The sequence below is a fragment of the Microcoleus sp. T3_D1 genome (assembly GCF_036700405.1).
Lineage (GTDB): Bacteria > Cyanobacteriota > Cyanobacteriia > Cyanobacteriales > Microcoleaceae > Microcoleus.
This window is the reverse complement of record NZ_JAUBOV010000061.1, coordinates 16,588-40,205: the sequence shown is the minus strand read 5'-3', so window position 1 is coordinate 40,205 and position 23,618 is coordinate 16,588. Positions and strand designations below refer to the sequence as shown.

Annotated in this window: 15 protein-coding genes; 4 read left to right on the top strand and 11 right to left on the bottom strand. The window is 45.7% G+C overall.

Going from position 1 to position 23,618, the window contains the following annotated elements; genetic code table 11:
* Nucleotides 1-148: 148 nt before the first annotated feature.
* Both QT992_RS23660 and gloA2 read right to left on the bottom strand, forming a co-directional pair.
* Nucleotides 149-1,438: an endonuclease/exonuclease/phosphatase family protein gene (locus QT992_RS23660; RefSeq protein ID WP_333335975.1), complete on the bottom strand. Its 1,290-nt coding sequence runs from the start codon at nucleotides 1,436-1,438 to the stop codon at nucleotides 149-151.
* A 118-nt stretch (nucleotides 1,439-1,556) separates the two neighbouring features.
* Nucleotides 1,557-1,943, bottom strand: a complete 387-nt coding sequence (gene gloA2, locus QT992_RS23655; RefSeq protein ID WP_333321110.1) for an SMU1112c/YaeR family gloxylase I-like metalloprotein — start codon at nucleotides 1,941-1,943, stop codon at nucleotides 1,557-1,559.
* 61 nt (nucleotides 1,944-2,004) lie between these two features.
* Between gloA2 and QT992_RS23650 the strand changes: the two genes are divergently transcribed.
* Together QT992_RS23650 and ilvC are read left to right on the top strand one after the other, a co-directional pair.
* Nucleotides 2,005-2,172, top strand: coding sequence for a hypothetical protein (locus tag QT992_RS23650; protein ID WP_333335978.1), 168 nt, complete (start codon nucleotides 2,005-2,007; stop codon nucleotides 2,170-2,172).
* Between the two features lie 83 nt (nucleotides 2,173-2,255).
* A complete protein-coding gene (ilvC, locus tag QT992_RS23645) occupies nucleotides 2,256-3,305 on the top strand; it encodes a ketol-acid reductoisomerase (protein WP_333321109.1) in 1,050 nt (349 codons plus the stop codon).
* Between the two features lie 995 nt (nucleotides 3,306-4,300).
* Here the strand turns inward: ilvC and QT992_RS23640 are convergent.
* The 4 genes from QT992_RS23640 to QT992_RS23625 form a co-directional block, all read right to left on the bottom strand.
* On the bottom strand, nucleotides 4,301-5,959 hold the full coding sequence (locus QT992_RS23640; RefSeq protein WP_333321107.1) for an alpha/beta hydrolase: 1,659 nt from the start codon (nucleotides 5,957-5,959) through the stop codon (nucleotides 4,301-4,303).
* Nucleotides 5,960-6,338: 379 nt separating this feature from the next.
* The gene (locus QT992_RS23635; protein WP_333377837.1) at nucleotides 6,339-8,339 is read right to left on the bottom strand and encodes a cation:proton antiporter domain-containing protein; all 2,001 of its coding nucleotides are present in this window, start codon (nucleotides 8,337-8,339) and stop codon (nucleotides 6,339-6,341) included.
* A 560-nt stretch (nucleotides 8,340-8,899) separates the two neighbouring features.
* Nucleotides 8,900-11,656 carry an NHL repeat-containing protein gene (locus QT992_RS23630; protein WP_333377834.1) on the bottom strand — a complete coding sequence of 919 codons (2,757 nt, stop codon included), beginning with the start codon at nucleotides 11,654-11,656 and terminating at the stop codon, nucleotides 8,900-8,902.
* Nucleotides 11,657-11,967: 311 nt separating this feature from the next.
* Nucleotides 11,968-13,365 carry an amidase gene (locus QT992_RS23625; protein WP_333335984.1) on the bottom strand — a complete coding sequence of 466 codons (1,398 nt, stop codon included), beginning with the start codon at nucleotides 13,363-13,365 and terminating at the stop codon, nucleotides 11,968-11,970.
* 306 nt (nucleotides 13,366-13,671) lie between these two features.
* Between QT992_RS23625 and QT992_RS23620 the strand changes: the two genes are divergently transcribed.
* Both QT992_RS23620 and QT992_RS23615 read left to right on the top strand, forming a co-directional pair.
* Nucleotides 13,672-14,946 carry a type IV pilus twitching motility protein PilT gene (locus QT992_RS23620; protein WP_333321102.1) on the top strand — a complete coding sequence of 425 codons (1,275 nt, stop codon included), beginning with the start codon at nucleotides 13,672-13,674 and terminating at the stop codon, nucleotides 14,944-14,946.
* 68 nt (nucleotides 14,947-15,014) lie between these two features.
* Nucleotides 15,015-15,815 carry a circadian clock KaiB family protein gene (locus QT992_RS23615; protein ID WP_333335987.1) on the top strand — a complete coding sequence of 267 codons (801 nt, stop codon included), beginning with the start codon at nucleotides 15,015-15,017 and terminating at the stop codon, nucleotides 15,813-15,815.
* Nucleotides 15,816-16,283: 468 nt separating this feature from the next.
* Here the strand turns inward: QT992_RS23615 and QT992_RS23610 are convergent, their stop codons facing one another.
* The 5 genes from QT992_RS23610 to QT992_RS23590 all read right to left on the bottom strand — a co-directional run bounded on the left by QT992_RS23610 (nucleotide 16,284) and on the right by QT992_RS23590 (nucleotide 23,583).
* Nucleotides 16,284-17,924: a thioredoxin-like domain-containing protein gene (locus QT992_RS23610; protein ID WP_333321022.1), complete on the bottom strand. Its 1,641-nt coding sequence runs from the start codon at nucleotides 17,922-17,924 to the stop codon at nucleotides 16,284-16,286.
* A 180-nt stretch (nucleotides 17,925-18,104) separates the two neighbouring features.
* Nucleotides 18,105-19,103: a type II restriction endonuclease gene (locus tag QT992_RS23605; RefSeq protein ID WP_333341376.1), complete on the bottom strand. Its 999-nt coding sequence runs from the start codon at nucleotides 19,101-19,103 to the stop codon at nucleotides 18,105-18,107.
* Entirely contained in the window at nucleotides 19,084-20,493 is a 1,410-nt protein-coding gene (locus QT992_RS23600; RefSeq protein ID WP_333341374.1) for a site-specific DNA-methyltransferase, read from the bottom strand. Before QT992_RS23600 ends, QT992_RS23605 begins: the two co-directional genes overlap by 20 nt.
* A gap of 279 nt (nucleotides 20,494-20,772) precedes the next feature.
* A complete protein-coding gene (arsM, locus tag QT992_RS23595; RefSeq protein ID WP_333321028.1) occupies nucleotides 20,773-21,741 on the bottom strand; it encodes an arsenosugar biosynthesis arsenite methyltransferase ArsM in 969 nt (322 codons plus the stop codon).
* 213 nt (nucleotides 21,742-21,954) lie between these two features.
* A complete protein-coding gene (locus tag QT992_RS23590) occupies nucleotides 21,955-23,583 on the bottom strand; it encodes a hypothetical protein (protein ID WP_333341372.1) in 1,629 nt (542 codons plus the stop codon).
* Nucleotides 23,584-23,618 lie beyond the last annotated feature (35 nt).

Here is a 23,618-nt window from a genome sequence, read left to right as displayed (position 1 = left end):
TGTTCCACAAAAATTCAGTTTTATTGTGGGAAGAACAGGCAAGATGCCTGTTCCACAAAAATTCAGTTTTATTGTGGAACGGGCATCTTGCCCGTTCCTAAAAATAATGAAAGATCCAATTTCTAATCAGTCACTGCTTTAACTTCCTTCAAATGACCAAATCTGTAATTAACGGCAAATGATCTGAACCGACATTGCGGCCAGTACGAATCTTCAAAACACCAATTTCTTTGCTGACTAGAAAGTGATCGATCGGAATATAAGCCAGCGGCATAAAAGTCGGCCAAGTCGGTAAAATGCCAAAGCCCGATCGCGCATTTCGCAGGTTTCCGGTTTTTACCATATTTTTGTAGAATGGCGACCACATTGTGGTATTCAAATCCCCAACCACAATCAGCGGATTTTTGACTTGGGCTGCATACTCGCCGATGCCTGCTAGCTGTTTATTGCGATCGATAAAACTCTCCTGTTTGACTGGCACAGTCGGATGAGCAAGAATCAGAGAAATGATTTTACCTTGAAATTTAACATCCGCCGACAAGCTCTTTCTTTGATTTGAAAAGGCTTTAACCGAAGAATTTTCTAAAGGCAGCTTGCTGTATATTGCACTCCCAAATCTCTCAGATTCTTGCTGGGTAGAAGAGTAAGGAAAAATCTCGCTTAAAACCGATAATTCTCTTGCCCAAGTTGAGTTGACTTCTACAAAAACCGCGATATCAGGTTGTTCTGCTTGAACCAGCGATATCACCTCAGAATATCGCCGATTAGCCCTTAAAACATTTGAATGCAAAATCCGCAAGTTGTGTCCGGGATTTGCTCCTGCAACTGCTGGCGCTGGAAAATACCAAGGAACAATTTCCGCCAAATTAATGATAAGGCAAAATGCGCTCACCAGCAACCATATTTTTTTTGAGCGCACGAGAGCGAAGAATATAAAAGTAGAGAAACCAACCAGCAGATATTGTAGTTTAAAATGAGAAGTCAACTCAAAAAACAGGTTGAATTCTCCCAAGTAACCTGTTATTGACAATACAGCATTTACACTGGCGGCGATAATAAACCATTTTAAAATTACGTGCTTCAAGCTAATAATTTGGTTATTGCTGTGCAGTACCGTCCATTTCAGCTTAATTTTGAGGTCGTTGGTAATAGGCAATTTATCAACTTCTATTACCAGTTGTTCTGGCTGTTCCAACTCTCGCCGCTTTTGATAAAATCTCACCAGCAAGCTATCTATCACAAAATAACTAAAATAATTGGCAACAAATCCTACAAATACCAACACACCTAAACCGATTAGCATACCAAAGGAACCGCCTACTTTCCTCAAAGCCGACCAAGTGGCTGCGTCACCTGTTTTACCTGTCGCTACTCTCGCTATTAATAGCATTAAAGTAGGCAATCCGATCGTGATTATGTTTCTGATGATAGAGTCCATTATACAGTTTTAGATTTTAGATTTTAGATTTTAGATTGGGAATGAATGATGCAGTTTTTAGGGCAATGCACACCCCACCTATTGACTTAAGAGCGACTTTACAAAATCGGGATACTCCTTAAATTTCATAGATTTCTAACGGTAAGTTGTCGGGATCTCGAAAAAATGTAAACCGTTTTTCTGTAATCTCGTCAAGGCGAATGTTTTCTACTTCTACTTGTTGAAATTTTAAGTAAGCAACTGATGCTTCTATGTCCTCAACTGCAAAAGCTAAATGTCTCAAACCGCAAGCTTCAGGATTGTTAACTCTTTCAGGAGGATGGGGAAATGAGAAAAGCTCGATGGTGTCGCCGTTTCCGACTCGCAAATCTAGTTTGTAAGAATTCCTCTCGGTTCGGAAAGTTTCTTTGATAATGGAACATCCCAATACTTCTACATAAAATTTCTTCGATGCTTCGTAATCCGAGCAAATAATCGCCACATGATGTATTGCTTTTATTTTCATCTTAAAAAAGTTAGTTAGTTGCGTTTTTCTGAGATGTTGCACCATTCTCAATAAGCTTTTTATGAACAGGCTTTCCGGCCTGTTCCACAACAAACAAAATTCACTCTTTGTGGAACAGGCATCTTGCCTGTTCTTGAGAATGGTGCTAGATGTGAGGTTTTGCCAAAAGCACAGCACGCTATTGACAATTATATTTGACGATCGCAGACTCTGCGAGAAACCCTGCTAAATTCATCGCGAGATCCCTTTATTTTCCCCGCCAAAATCTTAATCTGAAAAAGTTCTGCAAAAAAAGTACCCTACTTTGATAAAATGAGAGTTTTGCAGTCAATCACCCAATTTGCATCTCAGGAGACAAGCACTATGGCCCGTATGTATTACGACACCGACGCGAACCTAGACCTCTTAGCCAACAAAACGATTGCTATCATCGGCTACGGTTCCCAAGGACACGCCCACGCCCTTAACCTCAAAGACAGTGGCATGAATGTCGTTGTCGGTTTGTATCCCGGTAGCAAATCTGCCGCCAAAGCAACCGACGCGGGTTTAACAGTGCACCCCGTAGACAAAGCAGCCGCCGCCGCTGACTTCATCATGATTTTATTGCCCGATGAAGTTCAAAAAACTATTTACAAAGAACAAATCGAACCCAACCTTTCTGAAGGAAATGTTTTAGCATTTGCTCACGGTTTTAACATTCACTTCGGCCAAGTTGTTCCCCCTGCCAATGTAGACGTAGTAATGGTTGCCCCCAAAGGCCCCGGACACTTGGTGCGGCGGACTTACGAACAAGGGGAAGGTGTTCCGAGTTTGTTTGCAGTATATCAAGATGCTTCCGGTCAAGCGCGCGATCGGGCAATGGCCTATGCTAAAGGTATCGGCGGCACCAGAGCAGGCATCCTGGAAACCACTTTCCGCGAAGAAACAGAAACCGATCTTTTTGGCGAACAAGTAGTTTTGTGCGGCGGTTTGAGCGCCTTAATTAAAGCTGGATTTGAAACTTTAGTTAACGCCGGATACCAACCGGAATTAGCTTATTTTGAATGTTTGCACGAAGTTAAACTTATCGTTGACTTAGTAGTAGAAGGAGGCCTCGCCAAAATGCGCGACAGCATCTCCAATACCGCAGAATACGGCGATTTAACTCGCGGCCCCCGCATCGTCACGGATCAAACCCGCGCCGAAATGCGAAAAATTCTCAGCGAAATTCAATCCGGTCAATTTGCCCGCGAATTCGTTCTGGAAAACCAAGCCGGCAAGCCAGGTTTTACCTCCATGCGCCGTCAGGAAGCAGAACATCCTATTGAAGAAGTTGGTAAAGATTTGCGAGCTATGTTTAGCTGGTTGAAAAAGCAAGCCTAATCAATTTTAGATTTTAGATTTTAGATTTTAGAGGGGAAGACCAATCTAAAACAGTCCTGGAGGCATAACCTCTATCTGTAGGGTGTGCATTGCACACCTTACCGCTGGGAAAATCTCAAATCTCAAGTTTAATCGATTACAGATTAGAGATGGGATAAAAAATCTAAAATCTAAAATCCAAAATCTAAAATCGTCATGTTTGGTTTCGCTTCGCTTAACCCAACCTACAAGGAAATGGCTAGGTATTGTTAAAGAAACAGGGTTTCTCGTTGGTAGCTCAAAACTATCGACTCGGGCTAGGACTTTTTTGCAGTTTCTCAATATCCTGTTCCCTTTTCTCGTTGAAATCTCTCGGCCTCAACCAATCCGGCCACAACCCGACGAAGAACTTTCGACTGGCCACGCTACTATCTCTTACAGGTTTGGGGAGAAAAGTTAAAGTGTCACCGTAAAGGGTAAACAGGGCTGCCAACAGAATCAATAGTGGGATAAGATTTTTTTTAGGCATCGCAGTTGGGGAGTAGAGTTTGTGAAAGCGCTTGGTTATATTTTGCCCTTGCACGGACAAAAAATATCAGAAACAGCTTAAGAAGAAAAATATCCCCTGGGGGCTAAGCTACCGCGCATACAAAAGGAAAGGCTGCTAGTCGTAATCTCGTTTCCGCTGACATGGGAATCATAATTTTCCCAGTGTAGTAGGAGCTTCCCGTGTGGCTCCGCGCTCTCAGGAGCGATCGGGACGATCGCACTCAAGTATAATTTCGATGTCACCTTATTTGATATTACTACAAGTTTTTATCATTAGTTATTAGCTGATGACTAATGACTAATGATTAATGACTAATGATATTATGTCCCATCGATTTACGGCGATTAAAGGTCGGGTCGGGTTTACAGATTTTCCCGTTTCTATTCAATATCTTGGCGAACCCGCCCCTACAGGAATCATGGTTAATTGACCGGACATGATATGACTAATCACTAATCACTAATCACTACTTATTCCTTTGAATAAAAGTTTGCACGACTGTATTAATTTCCGGGGAAATTTCTGTTACTAGCCGCACCGGGATTTCTGATGTAGAAGCAAATCGCGCGTATTCTGGTGTTAGAAAGACTGCATATTTGTCAGCTTCAGCAGTCAGTTGAGCGGCGGTAGCCAAACTTACAGCTTTAATATAATTGCGTATGCTAACAGCTTGGTCGCCGACAAGTTCATCGCCGGTAATTACTGTGCTCGGCCTGCGAACTTGGTTTAAAGTTGTACTCGGATCTTTGACGCTTAAGTGCGTTCCTCCTACAAAACCAACTAGCCATTTAGGAGAGGGAATTTTTGGAAAGCCGGCAATTTGTTCGGCTAAGGCGGGAGTGGTTTTGTCTGCCGAAGATGCTACTATTAATGTGGGAATCTTAATTTTACTTAAGCCCGTTTCTCCAAATAGTAATGATGCGATCGGATTCATGGCGATCGCCCTTTTAATCCTCCCATCCCGCAATTGATACCGTTCTTCGGGCAATCCGGCCGCCGCGCACTGAATGCCTTCGCCCAAGCTGAACCCAATCAAATCCCCCTGACACCTTTGTTTGAGTCCGCTCAATTGCAGTTCGGCGCCGGCCACGGACAAGGCTGTAGCGCCGCCAAAGGAATAGCCAATTATTATCGATCGGTCGATCGCGATTTTACCCTGCAAATTATCATCAGTTTGGTTCAATTTTGTCAGTTCGTCGAGTACAAAACTGATGTCTTTGGGACGGTCTAAAAACTCTTGAGGAGCTAGCAAGGGACACTTCCCCGCCATCGCAGCATTGGTATTCGTCTCGTTGCTGCCCGGATGTTCTAAAGCTGCTACCACATAGCCGTGAGACGCCAAATGCTCGGCTAAGTAGCGCAAATCCGTGCGGACGGAACCCAACCCGTGAGAAAAGACGATCGTCGGTTTGTCGGCTGTCGCAGCTCTTGACCAGTACACATCAACCGGAATAGGTCGATTGCGGGCGCTATCGTTCAAATCTAGCGCCCGTACCTGCACGACATTAGGGCCGGGTTGGGTGGGATCGAAAGGCAGCTTAAACGCGGGTTTAACCGCTGCTAACTGAGGTGCGATCGCCGCCATAAAGCGCTGAGTTTGCCAAAAACTTACGTTCATATTTCCCAAAACAGCGAAAGCTCGATCGAGATCCACCACCACCCGCGAACTCGGATAAGATTCAATGAAACTCAATATCGATAAGCCTTCCGGCGCCTTTGCTCCCTGCACCAGAGCGGCTCGCAGCGCTTCCACACCCCCACCGTCGCCCCTGGGTATGACAGTAGTCAAATCCGTCAGGATGCCAGTGCCGATGCCCGTATTTAGCAAGTTGCTCAGCCCGACTACATTTAGGGGAATTTTCGCTTGCAGCGCCCGAAAAATTTTACTCCGCTGTTCCTCAGACAGGAGGTTGGCATAAGCTTGCAGTTTGGCGGGGACTTTTCCTGTTTCTGCGAGTTCGCGCAAATCCGCAACCGATATTGACGATTCTAAAATACCTTTGCGGATAACAACCGTTTCTGCCGCTTTTACAGGGGATGTCGTGCCGCTGAAAGGATTAATCGAAATCGAACCCAAAACACTCGCCACCGAAGAAAACCATCTGAAATTTGGTCTGATACTCATTTTTACCTTATTGAACTAGAGGAGATATATCACCATATTCTCAAAATTCTCCCAGATACCGAGAAATTGTCCTAGATGCCGAGAAATTGCCTCCATCGGGGTGCGATCGAAATTAATTTGCCAAAGTGGGTACGATCGTCCGGGCTTTAGGCGGGTTGTTTTTGAATGATTAAACCGCAGAGGGCGCAGAGGGCGCCCAGGAAGAGAAGAGAGAAATAAATAGTGTCGGTACCCACGGATTTGATATTAACCTGCAGCCCGAAAAGTACAAACTTCGGGAGTTAGTTATCTCATGGACGGTTGCATCGGATGGATTAGGATTAAATCTTAACAGCAGATCAATGCAGATTCATAACATCATCTGCGGTTAAAATCTTCCTCAAGATACAGGAAAATAAACAACAAGCATCGAAATATCTGCGTGAACCCGGGCGATCGCTTCGGGTTCTTTGAGCGTTCCAGGTTTTTCCCACAAATTCTGGTGAGAAATAGTTGTTAAAATCAGCAAATCGTGTTCTAACAAATTCTGCGAAACTAGCTTGATAAAATTTCCCCGCACCCGATTTACTGGTATCTCAGAGAGAATTTCCATCTCCGCCGCATTTTGATTGCTTTGTTCCCGTTTTGTCGCCACCAACAACACTTGCAAACTCGCCTTAAGTTCCTCGGCCAAACTCTTAGCAATACCCACGGTTTCCTGAAATCCAAACCGAGTCAACTCGCTGTCAGTTATCGCCAAAATAACTCTGGCTGTATTCTGGAGAGGATCGGGAAATCGAGCAATCAGTACGGGTACGGGCGATCGCCTTACCACATTGTCAATGATGCTGCCAAAAAAATTGTCGCGAGTCGTGGAAAATCCCTTCCAACCGCAAACTATTAAACTAGCCTCGCGTTCGGTTGCACTCCGCAGAATTCCGCGATCGATCGCATCATCTATCCTCGCGATCGGTTCAACCGCACAAGCAGCCGCATGGGCCACAGTTTCCGCAGCCGTCAAAAGTTGAGTTTGCTGCATTTTATCTGCGGGTGAAATTGCTTCGCCGCGATCGGACAAAATATGCAGCGGCAGCAAAGTTCCGTGAGATGTTTTTGCTAAAATCAAAGCCAAACGCAGCAAATTATCTTCCGTATTCGGATTAGCAACAGGCACTAAAACTCGGTCTCCCCAGGAATGCTTTCCCGAAGTAGCAGCCGGCAAACTCGACCCCGGCTGCTGCATTTGTTGACCCCACCGAGATACAATCCAAGGAGAAGCGACACAAGTTACTAAAATCATGGCAATGATGCCGTTCACCGTTACGCGATCGACCAATTTAATCTCAAAAGCAACCGTAATCGCAGCCAAAGTAGAAGCAGCTTGAGCAACAGAAAGACCGAACATTACCATAATGCTGGGAAACTCAAAACGAAATAATTTCCCCGGTAGCCAAGCTGCCAAAAACTTACTCACCACCTCAGCTAAAATCATCACCGCAGCCACCAACAAAGACTGCGGCTGCTTCACCAAAATTAGCGGGTCAATTAACATCCCCACAGAAATCAGAAAAAACGGCACAAACAGCGTATTGCCAATAAACTCAATCCGATTCATCAGGGGACTCATTTTGGGAATAATTTGAGTGATGGCAATTCCCGATAAAAATGCACCAATAATTGCCTCAATTTCAATTAGTTCTGCTGCGTAAGAAACTAGAAAGAGGGTTGCCAATACAAATATAAATTCTGCATTTTCGTCGTGACCGAATTTCTTAAAGAACCAGCGACCGATTTTGGGAACTCCCCACAAAGTACCAAAAGTGTAGATAGCAAGAGATGGAATGAGAAACAGCCAAAATTCTAGAGTGAGATTTCCTTTGAAAGCTTTAACAACAATTGCCAGCACCAACAGTCCCAACACATTCGTAATTAAAGTCCCGCCCAAAGTCGTAGTAATAGTCTGAGTTCGCATCAATCCCAATTTTGTGAGAATTGGCAGCGCTAAAAGGGTGTGCGTAGCAAAACAAGAAGCGACTAAAATTGCAGCCAGCCAGCTATATCCCAACAGCAGCATGGCTGCTGTCCCCAATATCATCGGTAACGAAAAAGTAGCCAGCCCAAATATGACAGCTTTGTCCGCATTGAGTTTGAGGTCGTCTAGGCTAGTTTCCAGTCCCGCTAGGAACATCAAAAACAGCAATCCTACAGTACCTAACAAAACAATAGTAGCGTCCCGTTGCAGCAAATTGAGACCGTTGGGCCCGACAATTACGCCAGCAATAATTAAACCGACTATTCCCGGCAGTCGCAAGCGCTCAAATAACAGCGGCGCGAGTAGCATGATTGCTAAAAGAACTAGAAAAACGGGAACGGGGGCGGTAATTGGCCCGGAAGTTAACATAAATTTCACCCTAAATATTGGCAGCGAACTGCTACCATATTTAAAAGGAAATAATCAAAATGTCTATCAATCTAAAGAGGTATTCTCAATATATTACAGGGTAATTGGTAATAAGTAATACTGGGCGCGAGTAACTCGGTTTATTGGTAAAATATGGGTTTGATAACTAGAAATTGGGTGGATCGCGAACTCCGATTAAAAAAACTATAATTTTATCTGGAGGCATAAAAAGCAGGTTAGGAGTCAAAATAACAGGTTGTGAGCGATCGACTTTAACGCCGAAACGTGGTTTTTGATCCTATTTGCGTCCACCACTATGTAGGTATCAAATGCAAGGGGACACATATCTATATCCCCAGATGGAGCGTGGCAAACTCGCTCCTAATTCAGAAACCCGGTTTCTTAAAAAAACCGGGTTTTTCACCACAACAGACAATTTAAATGGGTTAGTCTTGGACGCGAAAAAACCTGGTTTCTACGCAACGTACTTAACCTTACCCTTACGGTAGCTAAGTATGTATTGCTTGTCAAGATTTTTCCATCTAATTTTCAATGATAGGCTAAGCGATCGACACAATACTAGCTCGCTCGTAAGGCAATCTGTTAGTCGGCAAAACATCCAGATTAATTTGCAACGAATCCAAAGCCGGATTTTCGGCTAGCAGCTTTTGCGTCAAACTCTTATTAAGAATTTCCCAGAAATCCGTTTCATTGGGATAATTAGTCAAGAAACTGTCGATGCTTTGGTAAATCGGCACAAAGTCGGGATACTCATCCTGGGTAATTCCTGGTTTGTACTGATATTTGACATCAATATTGAGGTTATTCAAACCCTGGTGATCGATCGAGTAATTAGGAATCTTGAAATCCCATGCTTCGCCTAATTTACCATCTTGAGTGCGAGTAACGGTACTGCTGCGATCGTAAGGCAATCGGTTCGTCGGTAAAACATCCAAATTAACCGTCACCGACGAAAGTGCCGGATTGTCAGCAAGCACTTTTTCGGTCAGATTTTTGTTGACAATTTCCCAAAAATCTGTTTCGTTCGGGTAGTTAACTAAAAGATTGTCAATGCTCTTGTAAATAGGCACAAAATCAGGATACTCATAATTTTGAATCCCGTCTTTGTACTTATAATTTACATCAATATTCAGGTTGTTTAACCCTTGATGATTAATGGGGTAATTGGCCAATGTAAAATTCCATTTCTGCGTCAGTTGAGCGTCGGACGGAAAGAAAGCAATTCCTATTGGACGCTGTAGCTTGCTGTCGGGAGGGACAAAAATAGAACTGTTACTCGATCCAGGATTTCCCGATATTGGCAGCGGTTCGTCAGTCTTGCCATTATACCGCAAAACGGCGCCGGCACCGTTAGCATTAGCGCGGTTGTCAAAGCCAACTGCAAACAAATTGCCGATCGGCGAAAAAGCCAAACTACCTACATAATTGCTACTGGGCGAAGTGTCAGTATAATTGGTAGATAAAACCTTGACCAATTCCCCACTTCTTAAATTGTAGCGCCTGATATCGTTAGCAAAATCGCTGACATAAAGGTCGCCGTCAGCGGGCCCGATTGCCATTCCCAAAAGACTTGCAAATCCCTGACTCCGAGGCGAAGGATCGGGCGATGCAAAGATACTTAACTGCCGGGTTTGCGGGTTGTAACGCAGCACCTGACTGGGGAAACCTGCGCTAAAATCTGCTTTACCATTGCGAGCAACACTCCCCTGCGTTGTCACGTACAAATTGCCGTCAGGAGCAAACAGTAAACCGTTCGGGCCATTCAATCCTCCCGCTTGCTGATTTCCCGAAGCAAATACATCAATAAACTCTCCTGTTTTGCCGTTATATCGGAGAATTTGGTCACTCAAAAAACTGCTGACATAAAAATTACCGTCAGGGCCAAAAGCTAAACCGTAAGGGCGAAACAATCCGCCAGTTTCATCGACCGCCGTGTTCGGATTATCGCCGACAAACTTGTCAATAAAGGCGCCAGTAATTCCGTCATACCGCAATACCGCAGATGCTGTCGGTTCTCCCGAATTTCCGGGCTTTTCGCCGCTAGCAACGTAAATGTCCGACTTATCATCGCCATTGCCATCGGGTCCAAAAACGATCGTATCTGGATTGAACAAACCGCCGCTTCCCGGTGGAATAAATTCGCCTAGAAAATTGCCGGTATTGCCGTCAAACCGAAGTACATTATTTCCCCGGCTATTGCCAACTAGGAAAGTTCCTTGAGGATTGCTGGGTTGAGTGCGAGTAACTTTGCTGGTGCGGTTGTAGGGCAAGGTTTGGCTTGGCAGAACGTTGAAATCTATCTTAATTGCCGCCAAGGCAGGATTTTCGTTGAGGATATTTTGAGTCAAGTTTTTATTGACAACTTCCCAAAAATCAGTTTCGTTCGGATATGTGGTTAAAAAGTTATCAATGCTCTTGTAGATTGGCACAAAATCGGGATATTCATTGGGAGCGATTTCCGGCTTGTACTGGTAATCTATATCGAGATTGAGCTTGTTCAATCCTTGGTGATTGATTGCGTAGTCTTTGACTGAAAAATTCCAATCTTCTGTGATTTTGCCCGATTGACTGCGGAAAACTGTACTGGCGCGCTCGTAGGGCAATCTCTCCGTTGGCAACACTTCCATTTGAATCGTAACATCTGTCAGTACCGGATTTTCCTTAAGCACCTTTTCCGTCAAATTTTTGTTAACAATTTCCCAAAAATCTGTTTCGTTCGGGTAGTTAACTAGGAAATTATCAATACTTTGGTAAATGGGAACAAAATCTGGATATTCGTTCGGGGTAATTCCCGGTTTTAACCCGTAACCAACTTTGAGGTTGAGGGTGTTTAAACCTTGGTGTTCGATGGTGTAATCTTTAAAATTGAAAGCCCAGTTTTCATCAGGAAATAGGGAAGAAGTTTGGGATAGGGAGAGTTCACTAACAGGTAAAGCCATCCCTGTCAGTTCGTCTATCTCACCTTGAGTGGAGGTAGCGGTCGGGGATTTGAGACTACTATCAAATTTAAGATTGTCGCCTCCTGACGATGGGAGCTCGAAGTCGGTTAATTGCTCAAAAAGGTCGTTAGCGAAGCCCTCGTAGAGGATCGCACTACCAGTTGCAGCAGCCTCCCAATCTGGTTTTTGAGTCAAATCGTAGCTGGTATTAAATAAACCATTGGTATCGCCGACGGCGCTTGGGCTGAGCGGATTTAAGCGATCGAATTTACTCAATAAGTCTAGTATTTCCGCTGAAACACCCGCAACATTTCCCGGAATCGGATTTTCTGGAAACCGTCCTGCTGTGTTAAACATAAGCTATTTTTTTAGATACACCCGCCATCGGGAATTAATTTGAAGAGATTATACCCTCTTTTCCAAATATGTCAAGTACCTTAAGAAGTGTTTTATATTTACTTACCAAAATTAAAGCTGAAATTTGTCCCCTTTCTCAATCCTCTCGTTTCCCGTTGCATCAATATTGTTCAAATGTCAAACAGATTGTTCAAATGTCAAACAGTCAATAGAAATTTATGCGAAAAACCAGATTTCTAGTTCCCCGCACACAGATCCTGATGTGGCATACTCCTAAAAAAGAGAGACGTGCTTTTATCCCTTGCTCTTCCCTATTTAAAATCTAAAACCGGGAAAGGTTTCGCCGCTTCCATCTGCGCCGCTAAAGCAATTAAAGTTGCTTCCGCCGCCGGCCGCCCGATAATTTGAATCCCGACGGGCAAACCGTTGTTATCTAAAATAGCAGGAAGTGCGATCGCAGGCAAACCGCTAGCATTAAACGGCGGACAAGGAGCAACCCAATTAATAATGTGCTGCAAAGTTTCTTCAAAACTCAAATCCGCCCACTCCCCAACCCGGATTGGCGAGTGCATATAAGTCGGCAAAACTAACACATCAAATTTTTCAAAGAATCCCACAATCCGCCGTGAAATCACCTGCATTTGATTCACCGCCCGCAAATATTCCCCAGCCGAAATAGTTCTTTCTAACAGCCAGCGATTCATCGGTTCCAAAGCAGGGCCGGGAATGCCACTTGCCGCCGCCCCCGACTGCCAAATTGCGATAAACGGTTCGATTAAGCCCGTAAAATCCGGGCATCCAGGTTCGACATCGTGACCCAAATCTGTCAATAATTTTACTGTTTCGAGTACCGCTTGCTGACAGATAGGCGCGGCCTCGCCCACAGGGGAAATAGTCGTAGAAAACGCAATTCGCAGTTTGCCCTGCTGTTGACGGGAAGCCTCTAGAAAAGTCGGATTTGAATCTGGTAGCCAGTACGGATCGCCTGTTGTGTAGCCTGACATCACGTCCAAAAGTGCGGCGGCGTCAGCTACAGTGCGCGCCAGTGGGCCGTTGGCCGAAATGCCGCTGAGGTAATCTCCGACAGGTGCCCAGGAAACTCGCCCCCGCGACGGTTTAATGCCCACTAAACCGCAGCAGGAAGCTGGGCCTCGAATCGAACCGCCGCCGTCTGAACCTTGGGCGATCGCACACAAACCCGCTGCTACAGCCGCCGCTGAGCCACCGCTGGAACCTCCGGGTGTATAGTCTAAATTCCAGGGATTGCGCGCCGGTGGGAAACCTTCTGGTTCGGTGTAGGGTAATGAGCCAATTTGAGAGGTTGCTGTTTTCCCCAGAATGTTAAATCCGGCTGCTTTGATCCGCCATACTACTGACTCGTCGTAGGCAGAGATGTTACCCAGCAAAGCCTGAGTGCCGTAAGTACAGGGAACGCCGGTAACTGGTGTCAAGTCTTTAATGGCGATCGGCACTCCGAAAAAAGGTGGCAATTCCTGTGGCTTGTTTAACCCAGCTAGTTGCTCGGTTTGAGATTTAGCTAGGGCGATCGCCCGCTCGGCCGTTACAGTAAAATAACTGCCCAGCTCAGGGTTTAATCGCTCAATGCGTTCCAAGTACAGATTGACAATTTCTAAAGGCGACACTTCGAGGGCGCGGATCGACTCCGCCAACTCCAAAGCGGGAGTAAAAGCCCGATCGACAGAATTCATCCGTTTAACTCCTTAATAGTTTGGCAAAGTATCAATTTATACTGCGTGGCGGCGGAAAACTCTTTTCCTTAACAAAAATTCTCCCACAAAGTAGAAAATCCCTATTTGCTCGTAGGGCCAGAGCGATCGCATCCTCCAATTGGCAGAATATTTCCTTAGTAGTGCAGCATTATGACCCCTTCTTAGGATAGACTGAGTACAACAGTTAAGCTTTTGTGCAAGACGCGCACAATGGCGATCGGCATTGTCCAACTTCCACAAATCATCTGTTCGAGTCAGCCTTCTCACCAACTTAAGGTAGCGCATATGACACAACAGCATCCGCCCGCTCCTCGCCCGCCCGTACCCGGAGCTCCCCCACCGCCAGGAATGCCCCGCCCTCCAGCTCCCGGAATGCCCCCCAGAGCAGCAGGAATGCCGCCCGCACCGCCGCCCGCACCAGCACCAGCACCAGCAGCGCCACCCGCACCAGCGCCGCAATCCTTCGCCACACCTAAAGGCCCGAGTTCTAGCAGCGGCGGAGCTCCGAGTTTGAAAGAGCTAGTCATGCGAGCCAAAGAAGAAGGAGTATCCGACCTTCACCTCGGAGTAAACGAAGTTCCCCGCTTCCGCAAGCGGGGCGAGATTGCCGACATCGGGTATCCACCGACGGATTTAGATACGTTTTTTGGCTGGTTGCGGGAGTGCATGAGCGATGAAGAAATTGAAATTTTCCAAAAAACCCTAGACTTTGACGGCGCTTTCGACTTCGGGTTCGTCCGCATTCGGATCAGTTGCATGGACTCCTTGGCAGGCCCGGCAATGGTACTGCGGCTAATTCCTGCCAAAATCTTGACAATGGAGGAATTGAAACTGCCGGAGGTATTTAGGAAAATATGTGGCTACCACAAAGGGCTGATTTTGGTGACAGGCCCGACAGGTTCGGGTAAGTCTACCACGTTGGCCGCGATGATCGACTACATCAATAAGAATAAAGCCTACAATATCATCACGATCGAAGACCCGGTAGAATTCGTACACGAAAGCAAAAAATCCTTGATCAAGCACCGGGAAGTCGGCAGGCACACCCTCAAGTTTATGAGCGCTCTCAAAGGCGCTCTGCGACAAGACCCGGATATGCTGCTAGTAGGAGAAATTCGGGACAGAGAGACCGTGGAAATCGCCCTCAAAGCCTCTCAAACCGGTCACTTAGTTGCAGGAACCCTGCACACGAACAGTGCGGTTAAGACCCTGAACCGGATTCTTGATATGTTCGGGGCGGAAGAACAGGAGGCCATACGGGTTTCAATTTCCGAATCCCTAGTGGCGATTATTGCTCAACTGCTGTGCAAAACCACAGACGGAAAGCGGGCTGCTTTCCACGACGTTATGATCAATACCGACGTGGTTAAGGAATACATTCTGAAGGGCCAGAATGAGGAAATCAATCAAATCATGATCAAAGATACTTATGAAGGCATGACGACGATGAATAAGTCGCTCTACGGTCTTTATCAAGAAGGTCGGATTACTGAAGAACTTTGTGTAGAGAACTCGCCGTTCCCGAACGAAATGGCTCAGATGCTCCGAGGTCGAGTCTAAAGGTCGAGTGTTAACAGTTAGCAGTTAAAAGTTAACTGTTAACTGTTAACTTTTATTGGTGTACTGAATTGAAAGTCGATCGCCCGATTTTGCCAGAAATTTTCAAAGGCATTGCGCTGTTTACGCCTGGGGGAGACTTAATCTATTGCATAGACCCCCACAAGCAAACTCGGTGGCATTTGCAGTTGTGCGTAGCTCTACAGGAGATTCTCGGTTTGTCGGAACCGCCGCATTTTCTGATACCTTGCTACACGGCAACCGTTGACTGCTGGCTCGATCCAGGCGATCGGCAGGTGAGGCTTGCTGCCGAGGCTTACCCCCCCGTGCTGCGACATCAAACGCTGCTGAACGCCATTTTTGGGACTGGCGACTTAGTGTGGCATCCCCGCAGCGAAGAAATGTGCGAACCGATGGCAATCGCTACTTATCACGAACAATTCCCCGAACTTTGGGAAAATCACGACTTAGTTGTACAGTATGCCAGCCCCGAAGCTCGATCGGACTGGAGCAATTCCATAGTAACTCCCTTGGGCTTTCAGCAATCGCAGCAGACTCGGCTTCCCAAACCAACAGCACTCACCCCACCGCCACAAACTCAAGGGTACGTTTTGCGTCTGTTTGTTTCCGGCAGCAACCCCAGCACCGAACGCACCCTCGAAACTTTACACCAGTTCTTAGAGAAATGCCTCGATCGTCCCTACACTTTAAAAGTAATTGATGTTTTGAAACATCCAGACCAAGCTGAGGCAGATCAGATTTCAGCAACTCCTACTTTGATTAAAATCTGGCCGAAACCCGTGCGACGAATTGTCGGCGAATTGAACGATAATGAAAAAATAGTGCGGCTGCTGAGCTATGCGGAATTTTAGATGGGGGCGAGAATTTTTGCGATTATTTAATACGGGCGATCGCGGTTTTAGTAGCGATGGAATTAACAACATTTAGTAATTCAGTCCTGCACCCAAAAAGTGGTTTGGCTTTCTACTTAGGAGCGCGAATTAAATAACTTACAATTTTAATTGTTATTGTGGGATGGGCGTCCCGCCCGTCCAAAAAGGACGGGCGGGACGCCCATCCCACTTTCAAGAGTGGAAGTTATTTAATTTTCATTCCTTATATCGGTTAGGTGTTCTTTGGCCGTACACCCTAAATATATAGGTTCTCCATCCAGGAGTGAATTGCGGGTGAGGCACTGCACTCACCGCGAATAATTAGGGTAACTTACTTGGCTTGAAAATTGTGGTAAGGTGCGCCGAAGAGCACCCTACTTTACCACAATCAATCGGGCAATCAGGAGAATTGAAAACCCTGGCTAATAGGAAAAAAGGTCGATCGACTTAATCAGGAAGACAAACATCCGGGGCGCACAAACTGGGGAAATCCAAAGTTGTGACTTCCAGCGTATCCAACTCAATTCTCCGAATTACATGATTGTTCGTATCAGCAACAAACAAATGAGGCCCGATCGCACTCAACCCTGAAGGTTCAAAAAATCGAGCCTTGAGACCTTTAGCATCAACCAAACCTGCAGTACCATCTCCAATCATCGTTCTGCACGTACCGCCCCGGTGGTCGATCCGCTTAATTTTGTGATTGTAAGTATCAGCCACCCAGAGGTAATTTTGAGCGTATTCAACACCCAAACAGTGCTGCAACCTTACCTCCTCAGCGCGACCATCTTTATCCCCAAAACCAAACAATTCACCGCTACCGCAGACTGTACGCACCTTGGGGTCTTCATCAATACCCACAGCGCGAATCGAACTAATTTCGCTGTCAGCAACAAACAACTCCGATCGATCCGTAGACAGGCCGCTGGGCTGAGAAAAAGCAGATTCTGCAAGACTTCCGTCAACACAGGATTCTCGGCCAATACCTGCATAAGTGGCGATCGTGCCAGTGTCTAACTGCATTTCCCAAATTTGGTGGGAACCCGCCATTGCAATAAAAAGTCTATTTCCAACTCTTTCTAAATCCCAAGGCGAATTCAATTGCGTTTCTAAACCCTTGCCGCTGCGGGGTGCAATTTCGTGACTTTGTTCGCCGGTACCAGCAACAGTTTCTACCCGTTGAGTCGTAAAATCAATCTTTCTGACAGCATGATTTTCCGTATCAGCAACATATAGAATTTGACTTTCTGCATCAAAAGCCATACCTTGAGGTGCAAAAAACTCAGCCTCTTCAAAGTTCCCATCAGTTAAACCCGGTTTACCGCTACCGATAACGTGCAGCACCTCACCTTCGAGGGTGCTGACAACAATCCTATTGTGGCCGGAATCGGCAATAAATAAGCAAGAACCGACTAAGTTTTGGATGACTGAATTAGCAGGCCCCGGCAATACAGTTTCATCTACAGATTCATTTTCCTGACTCATTTCGCCCAAAAGCGCGCCCTGTTGGTGAAGCTGTTTTGCCTCCGTTGCAGCGATCGCAAATGCCAGCACTTTACCGGGGAAAGCCAGCGGTGTTGATACAGGTTTGCGCTGTTTTTCTAAGCTAAAACGGAGTTCTTTAAAGTTGAGCGCATTTTTATCTTTGTATTCAGCAATTAACTTGCCAACTAACTCGTCTAGTGCTTCTCTATTGCCTTCGCCCGAAACAAAGCCGACGACATAACTTTCAGGATCGATCACCATTAAAGTCGGCCAAGCGCGAACCGCGTAGCTTTGCCAAACTTTCATGCCGCTGTCAACGATTACAGGATGTTCGATATCGTAGCGGAGGATAGCTTGGCGGATGTTTTCTACTTCTTTTTCGTTTTCAAATTTAGCCGAGTGAACGCCGATAACCGTGAGGGAATCTTTATATTTTTGTTCGAGGTATTTTAAGTCTGGGAGGACGTGCAAGCAGTTGATGCAGCAGTACGTCCAGAAGTCGAGGAGGACGACGCGCCCTTTTAAAGATTCAATGGATAAAGGTTTTTCGGTGTTCAGCCAGGGGTAGTTTCCGGGGAATTCTGGTGCTCTGACGCGGGGCATGGCATCTCCTGGGTAGGATGTGAATGATTTTTTTACTTCTTTAATTTAGCGGGAAGTTTGGCAGGATGGGGGGAAAGCGGGTTAAACCAGGGTTTTTGGAGACAGCGAAGATGGCTGTGGCACAAGAGGGGGGCGACGGAGGATGGTAAAACCGACACGGAGTCAAAACGGTTGTTGCTTTTATAAATTACATAACCAACGAGAAATAGATGCAACTTGATTCTCCTGATTCAGATTTGCAGCATTACTGAGAGTCCCGTTTTCCAGTTGATGCCAGATTTCACCCGCCATCCTTCTTGCAACTGCCGAGCCCACAAAGAAAGTCAGAGGTGAGTGTCCAACTGTGGAAAATGCTTCGCGTATGCGATTTAGGGCCGCTTGTGCCGTTTTCCAATGCTCATCTGCACCTGCAGGATCGATTCCACCTTTAAGTTCGCCCAATGCAATAACATAAGGTGCCACGATAGATGGCTCAATTGCGCTGGATTTATTAGCTACCAACTCCGTCGGGGCAAGATTAAATAAACACAAATCCACATTGCTCCTGACAAGTGGAACAGTTAGGTTATAAATCAATGTGCGATTACCTAGCTCGCTCTCCCAACTTATCCCACGTAAAGAGAACTCAATTTCTGTGTCATCATTTGTCATAGCTATCCACTTTTTTGTCTTTAAGTCTTGCCAATAATATCTCTTACTAGCAATTGTGAGAGTCGAGAGGATAGCACGAGTTAGTTTTCTTTGTGCCAATGCTCCGCCAACATTACGCATTGAGCCACCAAGCGTGTCACCACGAGTCAGTAGAAATCTAAACACCAATTCCTCCACAAAATTTGTGCCTGCTGGCTCAAGAAAATTCCTGATTAGACCATTGATAGCTTCACTCTTATCCTTTGGCATTAAATGAGCAAGAGACTTGTCAGATAATCCTGCAGCCGTCAACAATCCCATTTCAATGCCCTTAACATTTAACAAATCAGCAGGACTCTCAGCTTGACCAGCAGCTTCTTGAAGTGCTCTTGCTTGGGCGACGTAAGGGGTAGCGCGTCGATTTTTTTCAAGGGCAAGTGCCACAAAACCCGCACGAGTGTCTTCATAGGTGGTGACAAGATCGTCACTGGATTGAAGGTGGTTACGATAAGCACACATAGGTATCCAGTTATTGTTTTTTCCATACATAAACGCACTTCCTCAAAGGAGCGCGTCCATAGTTTCCCATCTGTTGACTACTATTCCCCTTATCACCTGGTAAGACGAGAATATTTTCCGTAATAAAGCCGAGTTTTTCAGCAAAATCAGAAAGAATCATGTCCACTGAAATGCTTATACCTGCGTAGCGCACATTGTCATTAACCATAAACAAAAATGCCCCGGGTTTAAGGATACGAAAGCTTTCTTGTATTACGCAAGCCATTTCATAGAAATATCCTCTTACCATTCTTGGTATACCATTGTTGTTCAATATACCCTGTGACTTTTGGCTGTCCAAATATCTTAAGATAGCCTGCAAGAGAGTTTGCGAATTAGCAATACTTAAAGCTACTTCCCAAGCCGGATTAATAGCCAATAAATCTTTGGGGTGATTCTCAACCGTACAACTTAGCATTTCCTGACGCAGATTAATTAATTCCTTTTCAGAAATTCCTAGTAAAGCTAGCTCTAGTGCATAGGTGCGAGTATAGTCATATCGATTGCAGTAGGGTGGAGATGTGATGATTGCATCGTAGGTAGAGTCCGGCAAATCGGGCATTATCTTCAGACAAGAACCTTGATACAAATTAATTTTGCCTTGTTGATTATTCTGAGTTTGAAAAAGCTCAAGTTGTTGTGTAGGAGGTTCTAAGTCGTTAACAAGTTCATTAAATTTTTTGGTAATAGCTTGACTGAACTCCAGAACCTCACCTTTATTGAAGGACTTCTTTGACGTGCCATGACCCGAACGGTAATCCCAACGAAGATACTGTCCATCTTTGCGTGTATAGCTTACGGATTCTAAAACACACAGTAAAGTCAAAAGTAAAACTGATTGAACCTTGGTATTTTCTTGATAACAAGCTCCAAGATATTGCTCAATTTCTATTTTAGTTTCTTCGGAGTAAGCCCCTTTAGTGATTCTCAATTCTGGCAGAGTGACTGGGTTTTGAAATTGTTTCCATATTTGCAAATTAAACCATGTCTTTAGCCGCTGAAAATCATCAATAGTGAAGGCAGTGTCTAAAATAATTTTGGTATTAATTATATGTTGACCAATAGGTAATAATTCAATTCCCTCACCATCTATTCCCAAGTCGCTAGCAGCAAATAAAGCAGTTCCACTACCTGTAAAAGGATCTAAAATTTTGCCTTGAATGACTTGATATTTTTGGAATAAGAACTCTACCAGAGAAGCGGAGAAAGCTTCCTTATACTTGTACCACCTATAAATGGGTCTAGTTTTGTTAGCCTGAAAACTAACCAAAAGTCGGGTAAGCGAGGGCTGGACTACAAACTTGTCTTGAAAGCGATCGTGTAATTGCCTGTCAAGGTTATCAATCTCTCCCAGAAAGTCACTTTCCACTTCAGAGGCCATGTTGGAGATGCTTGACATATTTACCATGACTACAAATTATTAAATAACTAACTGTCGATCGTAGTATACCAGTATCTCTAATCCAAGAACGGGTAGATGTCGCTACCCTTGTAAATTCTATCTGACGAACCCCAAAATTAACAGCTTCAGAAATTCGCCCATCTTGCTGATCCCCAATTTTATCCTTGCTTTTCCCGGCTGTAATTGTCCAAAATAACCAAAACACCGTTAATTTTTGTCGGTTCGATCGCACTTGCGATCGACTTAACCACACAAAATCTAACAGCAACCGCCGCCGTTATAATGCCAAGTCGAATCAGTAATTAACACCTTATCCGGCATTAATCCCCCCAACTTCCCAGCAGTTTTATCGCACACCGCCGCCGGAACTCCCCGCTGCAAAACGTGACCTGCCCCGTCATCAAACAGCTCTTCAGACCCCGTATAAATCGCCGTCTTGCCAGTGAAAATGCAAGCTCCATCATCCGGTACATCCACTTTGAAAGACACCGAATCCAGGCTTTCTAACAGCAAATCTGCATCCAATTGATAATTGTGTTTATCCAGCAATCGGTAAGGACGGCGCGCCCGCACTTCGACTTGCCCAAAACCTACGTCTACAAGGTGTTGAACGTATTCTGCGTATGTCAAAGCGCCGGACAAACACAAGGCCCGCAAGCGTTGGTCTTCTTTCAAATGCTGCGGAATGGGGCGAGTTGCGATCGGATCGCTCATCAACAATCTGCCACCCGGTTTTAACACCCGATAAGTCTCTTTTAATGCTTTAGCTAAATCCGCTGGTTCAAAGATATTAAACAAGCAGTTTTGGGCGACCACATCTACAGAAGCATCCGGCACCGGCAAGGCAAAAGCATCGCCTTCACAAATTTCCACAAAACTCGGATCGAACCAATCATTTTCGTGGGCGGCTAGTTGCAAGTTTCGTGCAGCAGCATCTCGCATTGCTGGAACCGGATCGACGGCAATAACCGCTCCTTTGTGTCTAGAAAAATATGCAAATTGTAGTGCTTCCAAGCCGCCGCCGACGCCTACATAAAGCACGAAGGGATTGCCGACGAGTTCGGCGGCGTGAACGGTTGTGCCGCAGCCGTAATTCATTTCTTGCATTTGTTCGGGAATTTTTAATCCTGGCAATTGCAAGGGACTGCTTTGGACGCAGCAAAGTCCGATTTGGGGTGTTTCGGCAACATCGCTGTAGAATTTGGCTGCTGTTTCGAGGTAGGTCATTTTTTAGTGTCCTAATTTTTGATTTTTGACCGCAGATGGAACACGGGCGAGACACCCATGCCACTAAGCCCAGAAAGTTTTTGTTAGGTGGAAAATTCTACTGGAGCACGGGCGAGACGCCCATGCCACGAATCCCAGAAAGATTTTGTTAGGTGGCAAATTCGACTGGAGCACGGGCGAGACGCCCATGCCACGAAGCCCAGAAAGTTTTTGTTAGGTGGCAAATTCGACTTTTTGTTCGGATTTTGGCTGATTTTCTGGTTGGGAAACTGTTGTTTCGGGAGGGGCTAATTGGCTGGTTGGCTGGTTAGGAGTTTCAGCGGCAACTGGTGGCGTTGGCGGTACAAGATTGGGAGACTGTTCTGGTATCGCGGGAGCGACTACTTTTGGTACTGGAGCTTTTCCTGTTATTTCTGGCAGAGTTGGTGGCTCTGAAGGATTAGCAGGTTGCGGTTCTTGATGCAAAAAGTTGCGGAACCGATTGTAGTATCCTTTATATTCCTGTTTTTTTGTTTGGGGAGATTCTGTTGCGGTCGGTTCTATTATTTTAACGGGTGCAACAACTTTCGGGGTTTCTAACTGTGGAGTTGCTGTCGGTGTCGGTTCTATTACTTGAACTGGTTCTACAATTTTCGGCGCTTCGAGTTGGGGGGTTGCTGTCGGCGTCGGTTGTATTACTTGAATTGGTTCTACAACTTTCGGCGCTTCGAGTTGGGGGGTTGCTGTCGGTGTCGGTTCTATTACTTGAATGGGAGCAATTTCGGGAGCGACTGTTGGCTCTAAGCTCGGTTGGGTAACAGGGGTTTCTGGAACCGCTGGTGAGGGTTGGACAACTGGTGTTTTTTCTAATGCAGGTGTCGGTGTCGGTTCGGGGGTTGGGGTTGGTGTGGGTGCGGGGGCTTGGTAGGTGCGATCGACTATACTGCGAGTTTCTGCGGCTGTTAGTTCGCCCCGCACTAATTTAGAAAGAGGCTCTTGGCCAAGCGGCTGGAAATTTATCAGTCTGACTGTATTATTAAAGGCGTTTTTGACGATATTTCCCCGCTCGTCAATTAATTCTAGCTGTACCCAGTTTTTGCCTGGTTTGAATCCTTTAAGATATATAGGTTGCCACTGGTCGATCGCAAAGCTTTCGCCGTTGACTGTGGCTCGAATTTTCCAATCGAGTATTTCATCTTGGGCATTTTCTTGCGCCACTTCGTGCGGGGGGGCATTTGTCAAGTAAAAGTCGAGCAGGATGGGTTCTGCCCCGTAGCTGCCTTGGGGGCTGTTGTACGTTAATAGGGGCAATGTTCGATCGGGATTGTTGTCGTCTGTTTTGGTAAAAATGTGAAAGGTGGTTTGAGCCACGGCACCTTCGTTTTTAAAGCTTTCTTCCCAAGGGCGGGCGGCGAACACCTGCAGGGTATGGGTTCCGGGCTCTAAGTCGGAGAGGGTTAAAGGTTGGTTGATGTCGTAAACTGCTGCATAAGGTTGGTTGTCTAATAAAACTTGCAGATGGGGGCCCAAACCCAAGTTTGCATCTTTGAAAATGGGCAAGTCCTTAACTTGGAACTGAACAGACACATTTATATCCTGAAGCACTTCGTCAGGTTTTGGATTCAAAATACTAATTTGAGGCTGGTAGATTTCTAGAGCCTGACGCAGTTGTTGAATGGCTTCTGGGGGAGAAACCTCTGAGATTCTGTTTACTGGGGCGGTAGCTGAGCCGCTCTTGTTCCCTGGTTTGGGCAATTCGGGATTGCCCGCGCCACAACTTGCTAAACCCAACATTAATATTGCTGCAGCCAACAATGCCAGCAGCCTGCCCGCAACCGTTCTGTGCCAATTGATCCCAATCACGCAACCATACTCCTAGAAGCCTTCTCATAGGGAAC

What these genes read in the sequence shown, in the direction of transcription:
- QT992_RS23660 (WP_333335975.1), bottom strand. Translation starts at nt 1,438, where the DNA reads ATGGACTCTATCATCAGAAACATAATCACGATCGGATTGCCTACTTTA.
- gloA2 (WP_333321110.1), bottom strand. Translation starts at nt 1,943, where the DNA reads ATGAAAATAAAAGCAATACATCATGTGGCGATTATTTGCTCGGATTAC.
- QT992_RS23650 (WP_333335978.1), top strand. Translation starts at nt 2,005, where the DNA reads ATGAACAGGCTTTCCGGCCTGTTCCACAACAAACAAAATTCACTCTTT.
- ilvC (WP_333321109.1), top strand. Translation starts at nt 2,256, where the DNA reads ATGAGAGTTTTGCAGTCAATCACCCAATTTGCATCTCAGGAGACAAGC.
- QT992_RS23640 (WP_333321107.1), bottom strand. Translation starts at nt 5,959, where the DNA reads ATGAGTATCAGACCAAATTTCAGATGGTTTTCTTCGGTGGCGAGTGTT.
- QT992_RS23635 (WP_333377837.1), bottom strand. Translation starts at nt 8,339, where the DNA reads ATGTTAACTTCCGGGCCAATTACCGCCCCCGTTCCCGTTTTTCTAGTT.
- QT992_RS23630 (WP_333377834.1), bottom strand. Translation starts at nt 11,656, where the DNA reads ATGTTTAACACAGCAGGACGGTTTCCAGAAAATCCGATTCCGGGAAAT.
- QT992_RS23625 (WP_333335984.1), bottom strand. Translation starts at nt 13,365, where the DNA reads ATGAATTCTGTCGATCGGGCTTTTACTCCCGCTTTGGAGTTGGCGGAG.
- QT992_RS23620 (WP_333321102.1), top strand. Translation starts at nt 13,672, where the DNA reads ATGACACAACAGCATCCGCCCGCTCCTCGCCCGCCCGTACCCGGAGCT.
- QT992_RS23610 (WP_333321022.1), bottom strand. Translation starts at nt 17,924, where the DNA reads ATGCCCCGCGTCAGAGCACCAGAATTCCCCGGAAACTACCCCTGGCTG.
- QT992_RS23605 (WP_333341376.1), bottom strand. Translation starts at nt 19,103, where the DNA reads ATGTATGGAAAAAACAATAACTGGATACCTATGTGTGCTTATCGTAAC.
- QT992_RS23600 (WP_333341374.1), bottom strand. Translation starts at nt 20,493, where the DNA reads ATGGCCTCTGAAGTGGAAAGTGACTTTCTGGGAGAGATTGATAACCTT.
- arsM (WP_333321028.1), bottom strand. Translation starts at nt 21,741, where the DNA reads ATGACCTACCTCGAAACAGCAGCCAAATTCTACAGCGATGTTGCCGAA.